Origin of the sequence: Rhodococcus sp. ACPA1 (assembly GCF_002300195.1) — a bacterium.
Lineage (GTDB): Bacteria > Actinomycetota > Actinomycetes > Mycobacteriales > Mycobacteriaceae > Rhodococcus_F > Rhodococcus_F opacus.
This window is the reverse complement of record NZ_NSDX01000001.1, coordinates 526003-541729: the sequence shown is the minus strand read 5'-3', so window position 1 is coordinate 541729 and position 15727 is coordinate 526003. Positions and strand designations below refer to the sequence as shown.

Annotated in this window: 13 protein-coding genes; 3 read left to right on the top strand and 10 right to left on the bottom strand. The window is 69.2% G+C overall.

The window, feature by feature from the left end:
* Positions 1–99 precede the first annotated feature (99 nt).
* On the top strand, positions 100–540 hold the full coding sequence (locus CJ177_RS02380) for a nuclear transport factor 2 family protein (protein WP_061041452.1): 441 nt from the start codon (positions 100–102) through the stop codon (positions 538–540).
* On the opposite strand, the gene CJ177_RS02375 is transcribed toward CJ177_RS02380, so the two are convergent.
* Genes CJ177_RS02375 through CJ177_RS02365 form a run of 3 tightly spaced genes read right to left on the bottom strand, consistent with a single transcriptional unit; the run spans position 524 to position 4312 of the window.
* Positions 524–1411 (bottom strand): LLM class F420-dependent oxidoreductase, encoded by an 888-nt coding sequence (locus CJ177_RS02375; protein ID WP_061041453.1) that lies wholly within the window; start codon positions 1409–1411, stop codon positions 524–526. The two genes, CJ177_RS02380 and CJ177_RS02375, sit on opposite strands and share 17 nt — an antisense overlap.
* 13 nt (positions 1412–1424) lie before the next feature.
* On the bottom strand, positions 1425–3092 hold the full coding sequence (locus tag CJ177_RS02370; protein ID WP_095867199.1) for an AMP-binding protein: 1668 nt from the start codon (positions 3090–3092) through the stop codon (positions 1425–1427).
* Positions 3093–3118: 26 nt separating this feature from the next.
* On the bottom strand, positions 3119–4312 hold the full coding sequence (locus CJ177_RS02365; RefSeq protein WP_061041455.1) for an NADH:flavin oxidoreductase: 1194 nt from the start codon (positions 4310–4312) through the stop codon (positions 3119–3121).
* A 154-nt stretch (positions 4313–4466) separates the two neighbouring features.
* Between CJ177_RS02365 and CJ177_RS02360 the strand changes: the two genes are divergently transcribed.
* A complete protein-coding gene (locus CJ177_RS02360; protein ID WP_095867198.1) occupies positions 4467–6128 on the top strand; it encodes a class I adenylate-forming enzyme family protein in 1662 nt (553 codons plus the stop codon).
* A 72-nt stretch (positions 6129–6200) separates the two neighbouring features.
* On the opposite strand, the gene CJ177_RS02355 is transcribed toward CJ177_RS02360, so the two are convergent.
* From CJ177_RS02355 to CJ177_RS02330, 6 genes are all read right to left on the bottom strand, one after another.
* Entirely contained in the window at positions 6201–7016 is an 816-nt protein-coding gene (locus CJ177_RS02355) for a mycofactocin-coupled SDR family oxidoreductase (RefSeq protein ID WP_095867197.1), read from the bottom strand.
* A 36-nt stretch (positions 7017–7052) separates the two neighbouring features.
* Entirely contained in the window at positions 7053–7703 is a 651-nt protein-coding gene (locus tag CJ177_RS02350) for a PaaI family thioesterase (protein ID WP_095867196.1), read from the bottom strand.
* On the bottom strand, positions 7700–8572 hold the full coding sequence (locus CJ177_RS02345) for a MaoC/PaaZ C-terminal domain-containing protein (protein ID WP_095867195.1): 873 nt from the start codon (positions 8570–8572) through the stop codon (positions 7700–7702). Before CJ177_RS02345 ends, CJ177_RS02350 begins: the two co-directional genes overlap by 4 nt.
* A gap of 6 nt (positions 8573–8578) precedes the next feature.
* On the bottom strand, positions 8579–10807 hold the full coding sequence (locus tag CJ177_RS02340; RefSeq protein ID WP_095867194.1) for an acyl-CoA dehydrogenase: 2229 nt from the start codon (positions 10805–10807) through the stop codon (positions 8579–8581).
* A gap of 24 nt (positions 10808–10831) precedes the next feature.
* Entirely contained in the window at positions 10832–11995 is a 1164-nt protein-coding gene (locus CJ177_RS02335) for a steroid 3-ketoacyl-CoA thiolase (protein ID WP_005238916.1), read from the bottom strand.
* Positions 11996–12177: 182 nt separating this feature from the next.
* On the bottom strand, positions 12178–12789 hold the full coding sequence (locus tag CJ177_RS02330) for a TetR family transcriptional regulator (protein WP_061041459.1): 612 nt from the start codon (positions 12787–12789) through the stop codon (positions 12178–12180).
* Between the two features lie 184 nt (positions 12790–12973).
* On the opposite strand from CJ177_RS02330, the gene CJ177_RS02325 reads away from it, so the two are divergent.
* Positions 12974–14512: an FAD-dependent oxidoreductase gene (locus CJ177_RS02325; protein ID WP_095867193.1), complete on the top strand. Its 1539-nt coding sequence runs from the start codon at positions 12974–12976 to the stop codon at positions 14510–14512.
* On the opposite strand, the gene hsaA is transcribed toward CJ177_RS02325, so the two are convergent.
* On the bottom strand, positions 14513–15679 hold the full coding sequence (gene hsaA, locus CJ177_RS02320) for a 3-hydroxy-9,10-secoandrosta-1,3,5(10)-triene-9,17-dione monooxygenase oxygenase subunit (RefSeq protein ID WP_061041461.1): 1167 nt from the start codon (positions 15677–15679) through the stop codon (positions 14513–14515).
* Positions 15680–15727 lie beyond the last annotated feature (48 nt).

Genomic DNA, 15727 nt, shown 5'->3' with positions numbered 1-15727 from the left:
TGTTCTGGACGCTAGCCAGCGCTCCCCCGCCTCACTGCCGATGTCTCGGTCAGCGGGAGGTGGTTGTCGCCGGTGCCGAATGTCCGCTGGAATGGTCGGATGGCCACCGGATTCGCTCTCACCGAACTCACCGCCCGCTATGCCCGAGCCGTCGACCGGCGCGAGGCGGCAACGCTCGCGTCGTTGTTCGACCCCGACGCGACGTTCGTCCTCCCGCCGGCCTTGACGGGCACCGGCACAGCATCCGAACTCCGCGGCGGCGACGTGCTCGCGTCCGCCGTCGTGGACGCGGTCTCGCATCTGCAGTCGACCCGGCACGTCGTCCACCAGCAGGTGATCGACGTGGACGGGTCGACGGCGTCGGGTGAGACCTACTGCACCGCGCATCACGTCTACTCCGGCCGAAACGGCTACCGTGACAACCGGATCGCGCTGCGATACCACGACCGGTATGTGCTCGGCGACACCGGCTGGCGGTTCTCCCGGCGCGAACTGATCGTCGACTTCAGCGAGGACGTGCCGGTCACCGTGCCGGACTGAGCCCCAACCTGGCCGAGCACTCGGCCATCTCGTCGATGACCTGGTCGAGCGACTGCACGTTCCGGGACGCCGACAGCACCAGCCGATTCGCGCCGAGGTCCCGGGCCCGGTCGACCCTGGCCTCGTCCAGCCGCGGCAGGGTCGCACCGAGCACGAGGTCGACGTCGGCGGGATCGCGGCCGGCGTCCGCTGCCGCCGCTCGCATCCGGGAGATCGCCCGGTCCAGGTCGTCGCCGGCCAGGCCGAGCGGCTGGAAGCCGTCGCCCAGCCGCCCGGCCCGTCGTGCGGCCGCCGGGCTGTGTCCGCCGATGTAGAGCGGCACTCCCGAATCCCGGTGGGGTTTGGGCCAGCTCTGGGCGCCGCGGAAGGAGAAGTGTTCGCCCGCGAAGTCGACGGCGGTGGTGCCCGACCACAGCGCCCGCATCACCGCGATCGCCTCGTCGGCGACCGCGCCGCGCCGGTCGAAGTCGCCGCCGCAGGCCTCGATCTCCTCGCGCATCCAGCCGAGACCGAGGCAGATGCGGAGGCGCCCCGCGGACAGCCGGTCCAGGGTGGCGAGGCGTTTCGCCAGCACCACCGGGTGGTGGTTGGGCAGCACCAGCACGCCCGTCGCGAGACCCAGGGTCGTGGTGGCGCCGGCGACGAACGACAGCAGTTCCAGCGGGTCCGGCAGGCTGCAGTCATCGGGCAGGTGCGACTTCCCGGTGGGCGAGTACGGATAGGCACTCGCCGTGTCCGCGATGACGACCGAATGCTCGACGGCGGAGATCTCGTCGAATCCGAGTGATTCGGCGGCCCTCGCGAATTCGAGTATCCATTCGGGCTCGCCCGCCCGTCCCAGTTCGACGGGAACCACCACACCCAGTTTCATGTCACCCTCACCGTCACACGTGCAGGAATCGTTGCCGGCCGTGCGTGTGGAACTCCTGCTCCAGCGCGGCCTTCTCACTGTCGGTCATCTCGTGGTACTCGGGAACACCGCGTCCCACCCACCGGAAGACCGGATCGTCGCAACGCCAGCGCTGTTCCTGCAGCGTTCGTTTGAGCACCTTGTTCGATCCCGTCACCGGCAGGTCCGTCGACACCCGGACGAAGCGGGGAGCGGCCTTCGTACCCAGGTCGTCCTGGCTGCGGAGGAACGCGGCGAACTCCGCCGGATCGAAATCGGTCGGATCCGACACCTCGACGGCCGCCATCACCTGATCGCCCGACCGCGGGTCGGGGACGGCGTACACGCCGGTGGCGACCACCTTGGGGTGGCGGCGCAGAATCCGCTCCACCATCAACGCCGAGGTGTTCTCCCCGTCCACGCGGATCCAGTCGCCCTTCCGGCCGGCGAAGTAGATGAAGCCGGCCTCGTCGACGTACCCGAGGTCGCCCGTCCAGTACCAGCCGTGCCGGATGCGGTCCGCGATCGCGTCCTCGTTCTTGTAGTAGCCCTCGAACCGCGCCGCGCCGGCCTTGTCGACCATTTCGCCGATCGCCTCGTCCGGGTTGAGCACGCGACCGTGCTCGTCGAGCCGCGCCCGGGCCTTCTCCGCGCGGGTGTCGGGGTCGACGATGACGATGTTCTCGTTCGCGGGCCGGCCGAGCGCACCCTCGGGGGCGTTCGGGTCGAGCGTCACCGAACCGGCGCCCTCGCTCGATCCGTACCCCTCGTACAGTTCGGCGCCGAACCGCCGCACGAATTCGGTCTTGTCCTCCGGAGAGGCCTCGGTCCCGAAACCGCGGACGAGCGTGTTGTCACGGTCGTCGGGTTGCTCCGGGGTGGCCATCAGGTACGCCAGCGCCTTGCCGACGTAGGTGAAGAATGTGGCGCCGAAGAACCGGACGTCGGGCAGGAACCCGGACGCGGAGAACTTGCGTGGCAGGCAGACGGTGGCGCCGTTGGCGAGCGCGGGCGCCCACAACGCCATCAGCGCGTTGCCGTGGAACAGCGGCATGCAGCAGTAGTCGACGTCCTCGCGCACGTGCCCGTACTTGACGGTGTTCGCGTACGCCAGCCGGGCGAGCCGGCCCTGGCTGCACCGCACCGCTTTCGACGTGCCGGTGGTGCCGGACGTGAACAGCAGAAGGAACAGCGTCGACGCGTCGATCCCGGGATCCCAGGCCGGATTCGCGACCGCGTGGGCCGCGACGAGTTCGGTGTAGGCCGGATCGTCGACCAGCAGAAACCGGTCCTCGGACAGCCCGAGGTCGAGACCGGCGAGCTGCGCCTTCCCCGCGGTATCCGTGACGATCAGCTGGCAGTCGACGTACCGGATCTCGGCCTCGAGTTCCGCCCCGCGCCGCGTCGGGTTGATGCCGACGATCGTGGCTCCGGCGAGCGCGGCACCGCCCAGCCAGAACAGGAACTCAGGGGTGTTCTCGAGTAACACGCCGATGTGGAACGGCCCCTCTGTCCGCAGCGAGGATGCGACCGCGCCGCATGCCGCACTCTCGTGGACCACCTCGTCCCACGTCCAATCCCGTTGCCGGGTACGGACTCCCAGCCTGTCGTCACCCAGCCGGTCGAGCAGCATCTCGGCGATCGTGGTGCGTTCCAACTCCATCTCTCCTGTCGACACGGTATGCACGCTCACGGCACGCGGAGCACGCAGTGGGTGCCACCGTAGATGGCCGTCATGCACTTGTTGCAGTGAATGCACAGACCGGGGTTGTGGGTCTCCTCCGTGATCCGGTTGACGAGGTCGGGTTCCCGCAGGAGTGCCCGTGCGACGGCCACGAACTGGAATCCTTCCTCCATCGCCAGGTCCATGGTCGCCTTGCCGGTGATGCCACCGAGTAGGACGAGCGGCATCGTCACGGCGGCTCTGATCTGGCGGGCGTCCTCGAGGAGGTAGGCGTCGCGGTAGGGGTATTCCTTCAGGAAGTGCTTGCCGACCAACCGGATTCCCAGTTTCGTCGGCTGCGGCATGACGGCGGCGAACTCACGGAGCGGCGCGTCGCCTTTGAACAGGTACATCGGGTTCAGCAGCGAACTGCCCGCGGTGAGCTCGAGCGCGTCCAGCGAACCGTCCTGCTCGAGCCATTGCGCCACCTGGATCGCCTCGTCCACCCAGAAGCCCCCGGGCACACCGTCGTCCATGTTCAGCTTGGCGAGGATCGCGATCCTGTCCCCCACGGCGTCGCGTACGGCGCGGGCGGTCTCGAGCGCGAACCGGGCGCGGTTCGCCAGTGATCCGCCGTACTCGTCCGTGCGCTTGTTGACCTTCGGGCTGAGAAAGGAGCTGATCAGGTAGTTGTGGCCGAAATGGATCTCCACGGCGTCGAACCCCGACTCCACCGCGCGGCGAGCCGCGTCGGCGTGTGCCTCGACGATCCGGGCGATATCTGCCGCAGTCGCCGGCTTGGAGAAGTTCTGGGTGGTCATCCGGAACGCGCGGGACGGGCCCAGCGCGGGATACCCGATGTACTTCGCGGCCGCGACCGGTCCCGCGTGGCCGATCTGCGCCGACACTGCCGCGCCCTCGTCGTGGATGGCGTCGGTCAGCTTCCGCAGGCCCGGCATCGTCTCGTCGGTCCACTGGATCTGGCCCGGCGACGTCCGGCCGTCGGGGGCGACGGCGCAGTACGCGACCGTCGTCATACCGACGCCCCCGGCGGCGGGTTGCCGATGGAATTCGATGAGCTCGTCGGTGACCAAACCCTTCGGGGTCAGCCCCTCGTACGTCGCTGCCTTGATCACGCGATTGCGCAGAGTGATCGGCCCGAGCTTGGCCGGGGCGAGCGGATCGACCTTCACTGTGGGCTGGTCGAGATCTATCGTCATATGAGTTCCTCCAGCTGCGATTCGCTGTCGAACGTAACGGCGCCGGGATGTCGCGGATCGCGGCAGTCTCGCTGAGTGGTAACCACGTCCGGGCGCCCGTCACGGCGTGCCATCTTGTGTCGGTACGAGTGCCCGAGGACGAAAGGTCGCCCCGATGACTGCCCCTACAGATCCACAGTTGCACCTGGATCAGGTGATGTCCCGTCTCACCGGACCCGGTGGCCGGTTCGAACTCGTCGAGGAGCTGGTACTCGGCACCCGGATGCCGGTGATGAAGAACCGCGGGCGCTCGGTGGGCGAACTCCTCACCACGTCGCTCCGGTGGGGCGACCGCGACTACCTCGTGAGCGCCGACCGCCGGATGTCCTACACGGAGCACGCCGCCGCGGTCGCGGCCCTGGCGACGGCGCTGCGCGACGACCACGGCGTCCGGAAGGGTGACCGGGTGGCGATCCTGGCCGCGAACACCCCCGAGTGGGTGGTCGCGTTCTGGGCCACGCAGGTGCTCGGCGCCATCAGTGTCGGACTGAACGGCTGGTGGGTTCCGCGGGAGGTCGAGTACGGGCTGACGCACAGTCGCCCCACCGTGGTGATCGCCGACGCGAAGCGCGCCGAGACGCTCGCCGCGGCCGGTGCCGACCTTCCGGTCCTCACGATGGAGGCGGATCTGCCCGCGATCTTCGCGAAGTACGCAGGGTCCCCGATGCCGCACACCGACGTCGACGAGGACGATCCCGCCGCCATCCTCTACACCAGCGGCACGAGTGGCAGACCCAAGGGAGCGCTGCACTCGCAGCGCAACATTCTGGCCGTCGTCGACTACCACCGGTTCAGCGACGCCGTGGTCGGCGAATTCAGTGGACGACCCGTCGACCCGGCGATGCCGAGTCCGCTTCGCTACCTCCTGACCTCTCCCCTGTTCCACATCGCGAGCCTGCACAATCTGGTGATTCCGCGGCTGGCGACCGGTGGTGCCGTCGTCATGCACCAGGGCGGATTCGACGTGGACGCCGTGCTCCGTCTCGTCGAGCGGGAACGGGTCACCAACTGGGGCGCGGTACCCACCATGGCGTCCCGTCTCGTGGAGCACGACGACCTCGACCGGTACGACCTGTCGTCGCTCACCTCGTTCTCGCTGGCGTCCGCACCGTCGTCGGTCGCGTTCAAGGAACGGCTGCGCGAGAAGGTGCCGTTCGCGCGGAACGCCCTCGTGGACAGCTACGGACTCACCGAGTGCAGTACCGCGATCGCCGTCGCCACCGCCCCCGAACTCGAGCAGTTCCCGGGGACTCTGGGACGTCCGATCATCACGGTGAGCATGGAGATCCGCGACCCGTACGGCGAATGGCTGCCCGACGGTGTCGAGGGTGAGGTCTGCGTGCGCAGCCCGTTCGTGATGCTCGGGTACTGGGAGGACGAGGCCGCCACCGCCGCGGCGATCGCCCCCGGCCGGTGGCTCCGGACCGGCGATTACGGGCTCGTCGAAAACGGTCGCCTGCGCCTCACCGGGCGGCGCTCGGATCTGATCCTGCGGGGCGGGGAGAACGTGTACCCCACCGAGATCGAGCAGTGCCTCGACGAACACCCCGACGTGCTCGAGTGCGCGGTGATCGGGACGCCGCACGAGGATCTGGGGCAGGAGGTGTCGGCTGTCGTGGTCCTGCGGCCGGGCGCCGGTGCCACGGAGGCGGAACTGCGCGCGTACGCGTCCGAGCGACTGTCGTACTTCAAGGTCCCGACCCGGTGGCGGATCACCACGGACCTGTTGCCACGCAATGCCACCGGTAAGATGATCCGGCGCGACATCGCCGTCTGAACGCCGAATGCCGCAGTGGTGCAGTCGAACTGCGCCACTGCGACATTCGGCGAGCGAGGGAGCGCGCGAACCTCAGCGGATGAGGTTGCCGAGATCGACGGGAATCTGCGCCCCGGTGATGTACCGCGCTTCGTCGGAACACAGCCACGCGACGACGGCGGCGACGTCTTCGGGCTGGGTGATGCTGTACGGCAGCGAGTTCTGGTAGATGGAACCGAGCGTCGACGCGAACCGGGCGATGAGCGGGTGCAGGTCGTTCACCTTCATGCCGGTGTCCACACCGGCCGGGTGCACCGTGTTGACGCGGATGCGGTGCTCACCGAGTTCGTTCGCCATCGTCTTGGCGAGCCCGGTGATGCCGTGCTTGGTCGCGACGTAGTGCCCGGTGAACGGCGTGCCCTTCAGTCCGGACACCGAACTCGTGAAAACGACGGCGCCGCCCTCACCCTGTTCGATCAGATAGGGAACCGCCGCCTTCGCGGTGTGGAACGTTCCCGTGAGGTTGACGTCGACCGTCTCCTGCCACTGCTCGGCGGTGATCTCCCACGACAACGCCCCCGAACAGATGCCCGCGTTCGCGATCACGACGTCGAGGCGCCCCAACTGCTCGATGCCGTCGGCGAGGGCGCGCGAGAGTCCGTCGAAATCGCGCACGTCCGCGGTGGCGGCGACGATCCGCCGGCCGGTGGATTCGACGAGCCGGACCGTCTCGGCCAGGTCGTCTTCCGTGGCGCCGGGATAGGCGGTGGACGCGAATTCGGTGCAGGCGTCGATCGCGATGACGTCGGCGCCCTCGAACGCGAACCGGACGGCCTCGGCGCGGCCCTGCCCGCGCGCCGCGCCGGTCACGAAGACGACCTTGTTCTCGAAACGGTCGGGGGAGGTCATTGTCTGTTCCTGATCATTGTCTGCTCCTGATCGGGGTCATCGTGGGCGGGGCACGGTCTTGTCGACGAACAGTCCCTCGACCGAGACGCACACCTGGCCGTCCGCGGTCCGGATGTCGCCGACGGTGGTGATCTTGCGGCCGTCGACCGACATCAGCTTCCCGGTCAGGGTGAGTGGTTCGAACAGCGGCGTCGGGCGGTGGTAGCGGGTGCTCAACTGCGCTGTCATGCCGGCTTTTCCACCCCAGGCGTTGGCGACGCCGAGGACGTGGTCGAGCAGGAGCGCGGACACGCCGCCGTGGACGTGCCCGGGCGGCCCCTGGTACGGGATGGTCAGCGTGACGGTGCCCCGGACCGATCCGTCGGACAGCCCCTCGAGGACCACAGGCGGCGCGAGCGCGTTCTCGGGTCCGGTGACGGGATCGTGCCGGGTGACGCCCTCGCCGTTCCACATGTCGATCAGCCGCTCGGCGACGGCGGGCGCGTGTTCCTCGAGGTGCTCGGCGATGCTGTTCAGCTCTTCCGCGACGCGGTCGAGGTTGGCGTTGCCGCGATCGGTTCGCAGCAGCGCGTCGACCACGCGCCGGGCGGCCTCGGTCGCCCGGTCGACGGCGGAACTGTCGGGCGGTGACGTCAGCACCGTTCCCGACGGGCTGTTCTCGAACGTGGGGTGCGTACCGACGCTCACCCGCTCACCTCCATCGTCGCCTCGGTCAGCACCGGTTGCCCGTCACGGTCGGGGCACGTCGCGCGCAGGGTCAGCCGGTCGCCGTCGTGCCAGACCGCGGTCTCGACGGTCTCGCCCGGGTACAGCGAGCCCGCGAACCGCACCTCGTAGTGGCGCAGTCGCGTGGGATCGCCGTCCAGCATCCCGTCGACGACGGCCTTGCACACCACACCGTACGACGCGAGCCCGTGCAGGATCGGCCTTTCGAACCCGGCCGCGGCCGCGAATTCGGGGTCCGCGTGCAGCGGGTTGAGGTCGCCGCTGAGCCGGTAGAGCAGGGCCTGCGCCGTCCCGGTGCGCGACACCAGCACCTTGTCGGGTTCGCGGGCCGGCACCGTGGCCACCGACTCAGGTCCCGGGGAGCCGCCGAACCCGCCCTCATCGCGGGCCCAGATCTGCATCCCCGTGGTCCACAACGGGTTCCCGCCCGAGTCGGTGGCCGTCTGTTCGAGCACGATGACGGCAGCCTTGCCCTTGTCCCACACGTCCGCCACCCGCGAGGACACCCGGGCCCCACCTGACGGAGGAATGGGCGCGTGCACGGTGAGCAACTGTCCGCCGTGCAGGATCTTGCGCAGGTCGATGTCGATACCGGGCAGGCCCAGCCCGGACGCCGGTGCGTCGCCGGCCGAGATTCCCTGTCCCGCGACGAGCGCGAACGTCGGCAGCACCTGCAAGTCCTTCTCGTACACCCAGCGCAGTTCCGCGGGGTCCTGGGCGTTCCCGCCGGCGCCGAGTCCGAGGTGGTAGAGCATCACGTCACGCTCGGTCCACGCCACGTCACGCACGGCCGGTTCCGCGGTCAGCGCGGCCTTCACGTCGATCGCCATGTCAGGTCACGCTCCCTTTCCGGGCGCGGGGTCACGCGGCAGACCCAGCAGTCGTTCGCCGATGATGTTGAGCTGGACGTTGGTGGTGCCGCCCGCGATCGACATGCACTGCGAGTTCAGGAACATCTGCGTAGCGGACGTGCGGGGCCGGTCGCCGAGCAGGGCGCGCGGTCCGGCCCAGTCCATCGCCACCTCCCACACCTGCTGGATGTGTTCGACGCCGAGCAGTTTCGCGACCGACGACTCGGCGCCCGGTTGCCCGCCCGCGATCGAGCGCAGGGTGGTGCGCAGCCCCATCAGGCCGCCGGACTGTGCGTCGCAGAGGACCTTGCCGAGCACGGTCAGCTGCTCGTCGTCGATGCCGCCGGGCAGCTCGCCGGCCAGCGTCAGCAGAGCCTCGCCGCCGGAGCCCAGCGAGGAGTCGTGCGACAGCGACACCCGTTCGTTGGCGAGGGTCGTGCGGGCGAGCTTCCAGCCGTCGCCCGGTTCGCCCACGAGGAGTTCGTCGGGGACGAACACGTCGTCGAGGAACACCTCGTTGAACAGTGCCTCGCCGGTGATCTCGCGCAGCGGCCGGATGTCGAGGCCGTCGCTGCCCCTCATGTCGATCAGGAAGTACGACAATCCCTTGTGTTTGGGCACCGAGGCATCTGTGCGGGCGAGGCAGATACCCCAGTCCGCGTCCCGGGCCATCGACGTCCACACCTTCTGCCCCCGCAGCACCCAGCCGCCGTCCACCTTGGTGGCCCGGGTGGTCAGGCCGGCGAGGTCCGATCCGGCGCCGGGTTCGGAGAACAGCTGGCACCAGACGAGGTCGCCGCGCAGTGACGGGGGCACGAAGCGCTGCAACTGTTCTTCGCTGCCGTGCGCGATGAGCGTGGGTACCACCCAGTTGCCGATGATCATGTCGTGGGGCTTCAGCGCGGCCGCGCGCAGTTCCTCCGCGATCACGAGTTGTTCCACGGCGCCCGCCCCCCTGCCCCACGGTGCGGGGAGGTGCGGTGCGGTGTAGCCCTTCTCGGCCAGGTACGTCCTGCGCTCCGCGTCGTCCAGTGCGGCGGCTGGCGCGAGTTCCGCGAGCACGCCGGCGCGGATGCCCTCGGCGTCCGGAGGCAGGTCGATCCCGAGCACCCGGCGGTCCCCGCCCAGGGTCGCGCGGGCCACGCGCCGCCGCCACGATGCGGTGGACCCGAGCAGGATCCGCAGCGACTGCGCCCGGCGCAGGTACAGGTGGGCGTCGTGTTCCCAGGTGTAGCCGATGCCGCCGAGCACCTGGATGCAGTCCTTGGTGACGGAGAACGCCGCGTCGGGTCCGGTGGCTCCGGCGACCGCGGCCGCGAGTGACGCCTCCGCCGCACTGCAGCGCGGCGCAGCCGTCGCGGCCCTGGCACTGCTTCCGGGATTCATCGCACGGGCCGCGTCCCACGCACAGACCCGGGCCTGTTCGGCGAGGCAGAGCATGCGGGCTACCCGGTGTTTCACCCCCTGAAACTGGCCGATGGGGCGGCCGAACTGGTGGCGCACCTTGGCGTAGTCGGCGGCGGTGGTCACCGCCCAGTCTGCGACACCGGAGGCCTCGGCGGCGAACAAGGTGGCCGCCAGATCGAGAACGCGCTGCGAATCGATGTGCAGGACATCGCATTCGGCGATCTCGAGGCCGCTCACCGAAGCGGTCGCGTTGCGGCGCACCACGTCGTGGCTGGGCAGGTCGGTCACGTCGAGCCGGTCGCGGGCGAGCGCTACGAACGCGGTCTCGTCGCCGTCCCTCGCCGCGAGCAGGAACAGGTCGCCCACCTGCCCGCCGAGGACGTACCCGGACTCACCGTCCAGCGTCACCACTCCGCCGTCCCGGACGAGCCGCAGCGAACCCGGCTGCAGGGCCACGGCGCCGAGGGCCGAACCGTCGGCCAGCCCGGAGAGCTCACCCGTGCGCCCGGACTCGTGCAGGACGGCGCCGAGCAGCACGGTCGGGAGGAAGGGACCGGGCAGCAGGACCCGGCCCAGTTCCTCGGTGACCACTGCCAGTTCCACCAGCCCGCACCCCGCCCCGCCCACGTCCTCGGGCAGGTGGAGTCCCAGTACGCCCAGGTCCGCCAACGACTTCCAGAACAGCGGTCGCTGCTCGGTCTTGGCCTCGACGGCCCCCCGGAGCACGGCCGGGGTCACGGTCCGTGTGGCCCAGCCCCGCACCGAGTCGCGCAGGTCGCGCTCTTCTTCGGTCAATCCCATTGTCATGTCGGCCTCGTCGATCGTTCGGGGTCAGATGCGTTCGATGATGGTTGCGGTGGACAGCGCGCCACCGGCGCACATCGTGACCAGCGCGGTGGAGGTGTCGGAGCGCTCCAGTTCGTGCAGGGCGGTCGTGATCAGCCGGGCCCCGGTGGAGCCCACCGGATGTCCGAGTGCGATGGCCCCGCCGTTGACGTTCACCTTCGACATGTCGGCTCCGTGCACCTGCGCCCACGACAGCACGACGGACGCGAATGCCTCGTTGATCTCGACGAGATCGATGTCGCCCAAAGACATTCCGGCGCGCTCGAGGACCATCCGCGTCGACTCGATCGGCCCGTCGAGGTGGTAGTACGGGTCGGAGCCGACCATGCCGGACGCGACGATCCTCGCGCGCGGCCGCAATCCGAGTTCGCGGGCACGGCCGCCGTCCATGAGCAGGACGGCGGCGGCGCCGTCGCTGATCTGGGACGAGTTGCCCGCGGTGTGGATGTGGCCGTCGATCACGGGCTTCAGGGCAGACAGGGCCTCTGCGGTCGTCTCGCGCAGTCCCCCGTCCCGGGTGACCACCGCGAGTTCACCGGTGGGTGCGCCGGACTTGTCCACGACGGGAGCGGTGACGGGAACGATCTCGCGGTCGAACCGTCCTTCCGCCCAGGCCCGGGCGGCGCGTCGCTGCGACTCGAGCCCGAACGCGTCGACGTCGCCGCGCCCGAGCCCGCGCCGGTCGGCGATTCGCTGGGCGGACGTGAACTGGTCGCCCATGTCGATCGCCCAGTCGTCCGGGTACGGGTTGCCGGTCTCCGGTGTAACGGCCTGGCCGAGGAACACCCGGCTCATCGCCTCGACACCGCACCCGATTCCGGCAGAGATCTGGCCGGACGCGACGAGACCCGCCACGACGTGCACGGCCTGCTGGGAAGATCCGCAGGCGCAGTCGAGCGACGTGGCCGCCGTCGCGTACGGCAGTCCCGCGTGCAGCCACGCCTGCCGGGTCACGTTGTTGGACTGCTCACCCGCCTGGGTGACGCATCCACCGACGATCTGCCCGATGTCCGCCGGGGCGACACCGGCCCGTTCGAGGACACCCCGCTGTGCGGCACCGAGTAGTTCGGCCGGGTGCAGTCCGGACAGTGCCCCGCGCCGGCGCCCGATCGGTGTCCGTGCCGCGTCGACGATGACGGCATTGCCCATGTTCTACTCCTCGGATTCTTCTGACTCACGGACTCAGCCGCGGCTCATAATTGGAATTTATTCTATTTCTGAGAAGACATCAATACCGTTTGCCGTGCAAACAAACCGTCATCGCAGGTCAGACAGACGGAATGAATTTCACTTCACGGTCGCGGACGCGCCGGCACCCGGACCGACGAGCGTCAGCGGTGCGACAGGTTGACGAGCAGGAGGTCGCAGGCCTTACGAATGTCGGAATCGGCGTCCGGAATCGAGACGCGGCCGTTGAGGCAGGACTGGATCACGCCGAACCACAACTGCACCAGCAGGCGCAGTGCCGTCAGATCTTCCTCGGTCGGGTGTTCGATCCCCGCGGCGTCCAGCATGATCTGCCGGAATGCCCGGTCGACCTTCCCCGCGTCCGGCACGGACGCGACGTTGGCGGTGCTCGTGGACTGGATCATCGCGGTGGACAATGCGGGCCGGCGCAACAGCCCGCGGGTGGCGCGGACCAGAACGTTGTACACCGCATCCTGCGGCGATTCGCCGGGGGGCGCACTCTTCTTGAACCCGGCACCCATCCGGTCGATCTGATCGACCATCACCGCGACGAACAGATGCGTCTTCGACGGAAAGTACCGGTACAGCGTCCCGATCGCGACGCCGGCACGTTTGGCCACCTCGTGCATCTGGACCCGGGCGAGTTCCTTCTCGGTGGCCAGTTCGATGGCGGCCTCGAGCATGCGGACGTGGCGGGCCCGCTGTTCCTCCGAACTCGGTTCGGCAGCGTCCCGCACTTCGGCGATTCTCGGCACCCTCGATCCCCCTTCACTCCGCACACAGCCCCGGATCCGGTGTCGATTCTCGCATTGGATCGGGAAACCATCGAATTTCGTCCGGTGAGTGGGACCGCACGTGCCGCAGGTCGCCCGGATGCGATTGCGTGAACCCCACGACTGGACCGCCAGTCTCCACAGACCATCAACGGAGGAAACGACGATGCAGGACTGGACAACCGAGTGCGACGTGCTGGTGGTCGGTTCGGGGGGCGGCGCGCTGACCGGCGCATACACGGCCGCTTCGCAGGGATTGCGCACCCTCGTCCTCGAGAAGACCCCACTGTTCGGCGGCACGTCCGCGTACTCCGGCGCCGCGGTGTGGCTGCCGGGCACCGCCGTGCAGGAGCGCGCCGGCATCGGCGACTCCACGGACAAGGCGCGCACGTACCTGCGCGCAGTGGTGGGCGACGAGGAGATCGACCGTCAGGAGGCGTACGTCGCCACCGCGCCCGACGTCGTCGACCTTCTCGAACGCGATCCCCACATCGAGTTCGAGTGGCGCGCGTTCCCCGACTACTACAAGGCACCCGGCCGGATGGACTACGGTCGCGCGATCAACCCGCTGGACCTGCCGAGCGACGAGATCGGGGACCTGCGCGAGGTCATCCGGCCCGAGGCCGACGTCGACCGGGCCGGGGAACCGCATCCGGAGGGAACGCTGAACGGTGGCCGCGCCCTGATCGGCCGCCTTCTCATGGCTCTGCACGGCACCGGGCACGTGGAACTGCGCACCGAGACCGCCGCGCGCTCGCTGATCGTCGAGGACGGACGGGTCGTCGGCGTCGAGGCGACGAACGCCGCCGGTGAGACCGTCCGGATCCGGGCGACGCGCGGCGTGCTGCTCGCGGCAGGCGGAATCGAGGGCAACGCGGCCCTGCGCACCGAGAACGGAACACCGGGCCGGGCGGCCTGGAGCATGGGCCCGCGCGGCGCGAACACCGGCGACCTCCTGCGGGCGGCGGTGGAGATCGGCGCGGACACCGCACTACTCGACGAGGCGTGGTGGTGCCCCGGGGTCGAACTTCCGGACGGCTCCGGCGCTTTCATGGTGGGCGTGCGCGGCGGCATTCTCGTCGACACGTCCGGAGAGCGGTACCTCAACGAATCGCTGCCGTACGACCAGTTCGGCCGAGCGATGATCGAGCACGGCAGCAGCAGTTCGTATCTCGTGTTCGACTCGAAGGAGGGCGGGCCCGTGTTGCCTGCCATCTCCATTCCGAACATCTCCGCCGAGAAGCATCACGCGGCGGGCACCTGGGTCTCGGCCGACACGATCGAGGAACTCGCGGAGAAGATCGGCGTCCCCGCAGACGCACTGCGCCGCAGCGTCGAACAGTTCAGCGACTTCGCCAAGCACGGCGTCGACGAGTCCTTCCACCGGGGAGAGGACCCGTACGACAACTTCTTCTGCCCTCCGGGCACGGGTGCGGACGCACCACCGAACCCGGCACTGAGCCCGGTGTCGCAGGGCCCGTTCCACGCGGCCCGCATCGTGCTCAGCGATCTCGGTACCAAGGGCGGGGTCCGGACCGACGCCGACGCCCGGGTCCTGCGCGCCGACGGCACACCCATCGACGGACTGTATGCGGCCGGTAACACGAGCGCGTCGCTCAGCGGCCGGTTCTATCCCGGCCCGGGTGTGCCGCTCGGAACCGCGATGGTCTTCTCCTACCGGGCAGTTCAGCACATGCGGAGCTGACTACACGAGGTTGTCCTCCACCGGGAGCCCGAACGCGCCCCTGCCGAACAGGGCGAGGGCGCGTTCGGGCTCGTTGGCCACGTGCACGCTGCCCGCGTGGGCGTCGCGCCACGACCGTTCGATCGCGTTGCCGCGCGACAGCGAACTTCCGCCGGCGGTCTTGAACAGCAGGTCGATCGCGTCGAGGGCTCGCTCGGTCGCGCGAACCTGATCGCGGCGCACCCGCAGGCGCAGACCCATGGGGAGTTCGTCACCGGCCTCCGCCAGTTCCCACAGTTCACGCACGTTGCGATCCATCTGCAGTATCGCGGCGTCGATCTCGGACGACGCCCGGGCCACCGCGACCTGGGCGAACTGGTCGTCGACGAATCTTCCGCCACCGAGGCTGAGCCGCACTCGTTCCCGCATGAACGTCAGATAGCGTTCGTAGCATCCCGCGACGACTCCCACTCCGGGGGCGGCGACGGCCGTGGTGAAGAGTGTGGCGAACGGCAGCCGGTACAGCGGTCCCCGGTTCACCTTCTGTCCGGGTCCGCGCAGTTGCGCCGTCTCGTAATTCCTCTTGATCCGGTAGTCGGGAACGAACACCTCCTCGGCGCTGATCTCGTTGCTGGCGGTGCCGCGCATCCCCACCACGTCCCAGACGTCGTGGATGCGGTAATCCGACCGCGGCACCAGCGCCGTCATGAAATCGACCGGGCGGCCCTCGGTCCCGACCACCATCGCGCCGAGCAACGCCCACGACGCGTGCTCGCAGCCCGAGGAGAAATGCCAGTCCCCCGTCAGCCGGTAGCCGCCCTCGACGGGGACGAGCCGCCCGACGGGTGCGTAGGCGGACGACACGAGCACCGAATCGTCGTGGCCCCACACGTCACGCTGCGCCCGGTCGTCGAACAGGGCCAGGTGCCACGGGTGCACCCCGAGCACGGACGCCAGCCAGCCCGTCGAGCCGCACACACCGGACACGGCGCGCACCACCTCGTAGAAGTGCACCGGATCGCTTTCCGTGCCGCCGTACCGCCTGGGCTGCAGCATCTTGAACAATCCGGCGTCGCCGAGCTCACGGATCACCTGTTCGGACACCCGCCGCGACTCGTCGACCTTGTCCGCGCGTTCCGCGATCATCGGCAGCAGGCCGCGGATCGATCTCAGGACCTCGTTCGTCATCTGTCGGAGGGTAGGGCGATCACACCCGTGCGTGGACAGGCGTCTCGC

Excerpts from the sequence above, each read along its gene's own strand:
- CJ177_RS02345 (WP_095867195.1), bottom strand. The coding sequence starts at position 8,572 with ATGGCGATCGACGTGAAGGCCGCGCTGACCGCGGAACCGGCCGTGCGT.
- CJ177_RS02325 (WP_095867193.1), top strand. The coding sequence starts at position 12,974 with ATGCAGGACTGGACAACCGAGTGCGACGTGCTGGTGGTCGGTTCGGGG.
- CJ177_RS02375 (WP_061041453.1), bottom strand. The coding sequence starts at position 1,411 with ATGAAACTGGGTGTGGTGGTTCCCGTCGAACTGGGACGGGCGGGCGAG.
- CJ177_RS02360 (WP_095867198.1), top strand. The coding sequence starts at position 4,467 with ATGACTGCCCCTACAGATCCACAGTTGCACCTGGATCAGGTGATGTCC.
- CJ177_RS02370 (WP_095867199.1), bottom strand. The coding sequence starts at position 3,092 with ATGGAGTTGGAACGCACCACGATCGCCGAGATGCTGCTCGACCGGCTG.
- CJ177_RS02355 (WP_095867197.1), bottom strand. The coding sequence starts at position 7,016 with ATGACCTCCCCCGACCGTTTCGAGAACAAGGTCGTCTTCGTGACCGGC.
- hsaA (WP_061041461.1), bottom strand. The coding sequence starts at position 15,679 with ATGACGAACGAGGTCCTGAGATCGATCCGCGGCCTGCTGCCGATGATC.
- CJ177_RS02340 (WP_095867194.1), bottom strand. The coding sequence starts at position 10,807 with ATGACAATGGGATTGACCGAAGAAGAGCGCGACCTGCGCGACTCGGTG.
- CJ177_RS02335 (WP_005238916.1), bottom strand. The coding sequence starts at position 11,995 with ATGGGCAATGCCGTCATCGTCGACGCGGCACGGACACCGATCGGGCGC.
- CJ177_RS02380 (WP_061041452.1), top strand. The coding sequence starts at position 100 with ATGGCCACCGGATTCGCTCTCACCGAACTCACCGCCCGCTATGCCCGA.
- CJ177_RS02365 (WP_061041455.1), bottom strand. The coding sequence starts at position 4,312 with ATGACGATAGATCTCGACCAGCCCACAGTGAAGGTCGATCCGCTCGCC.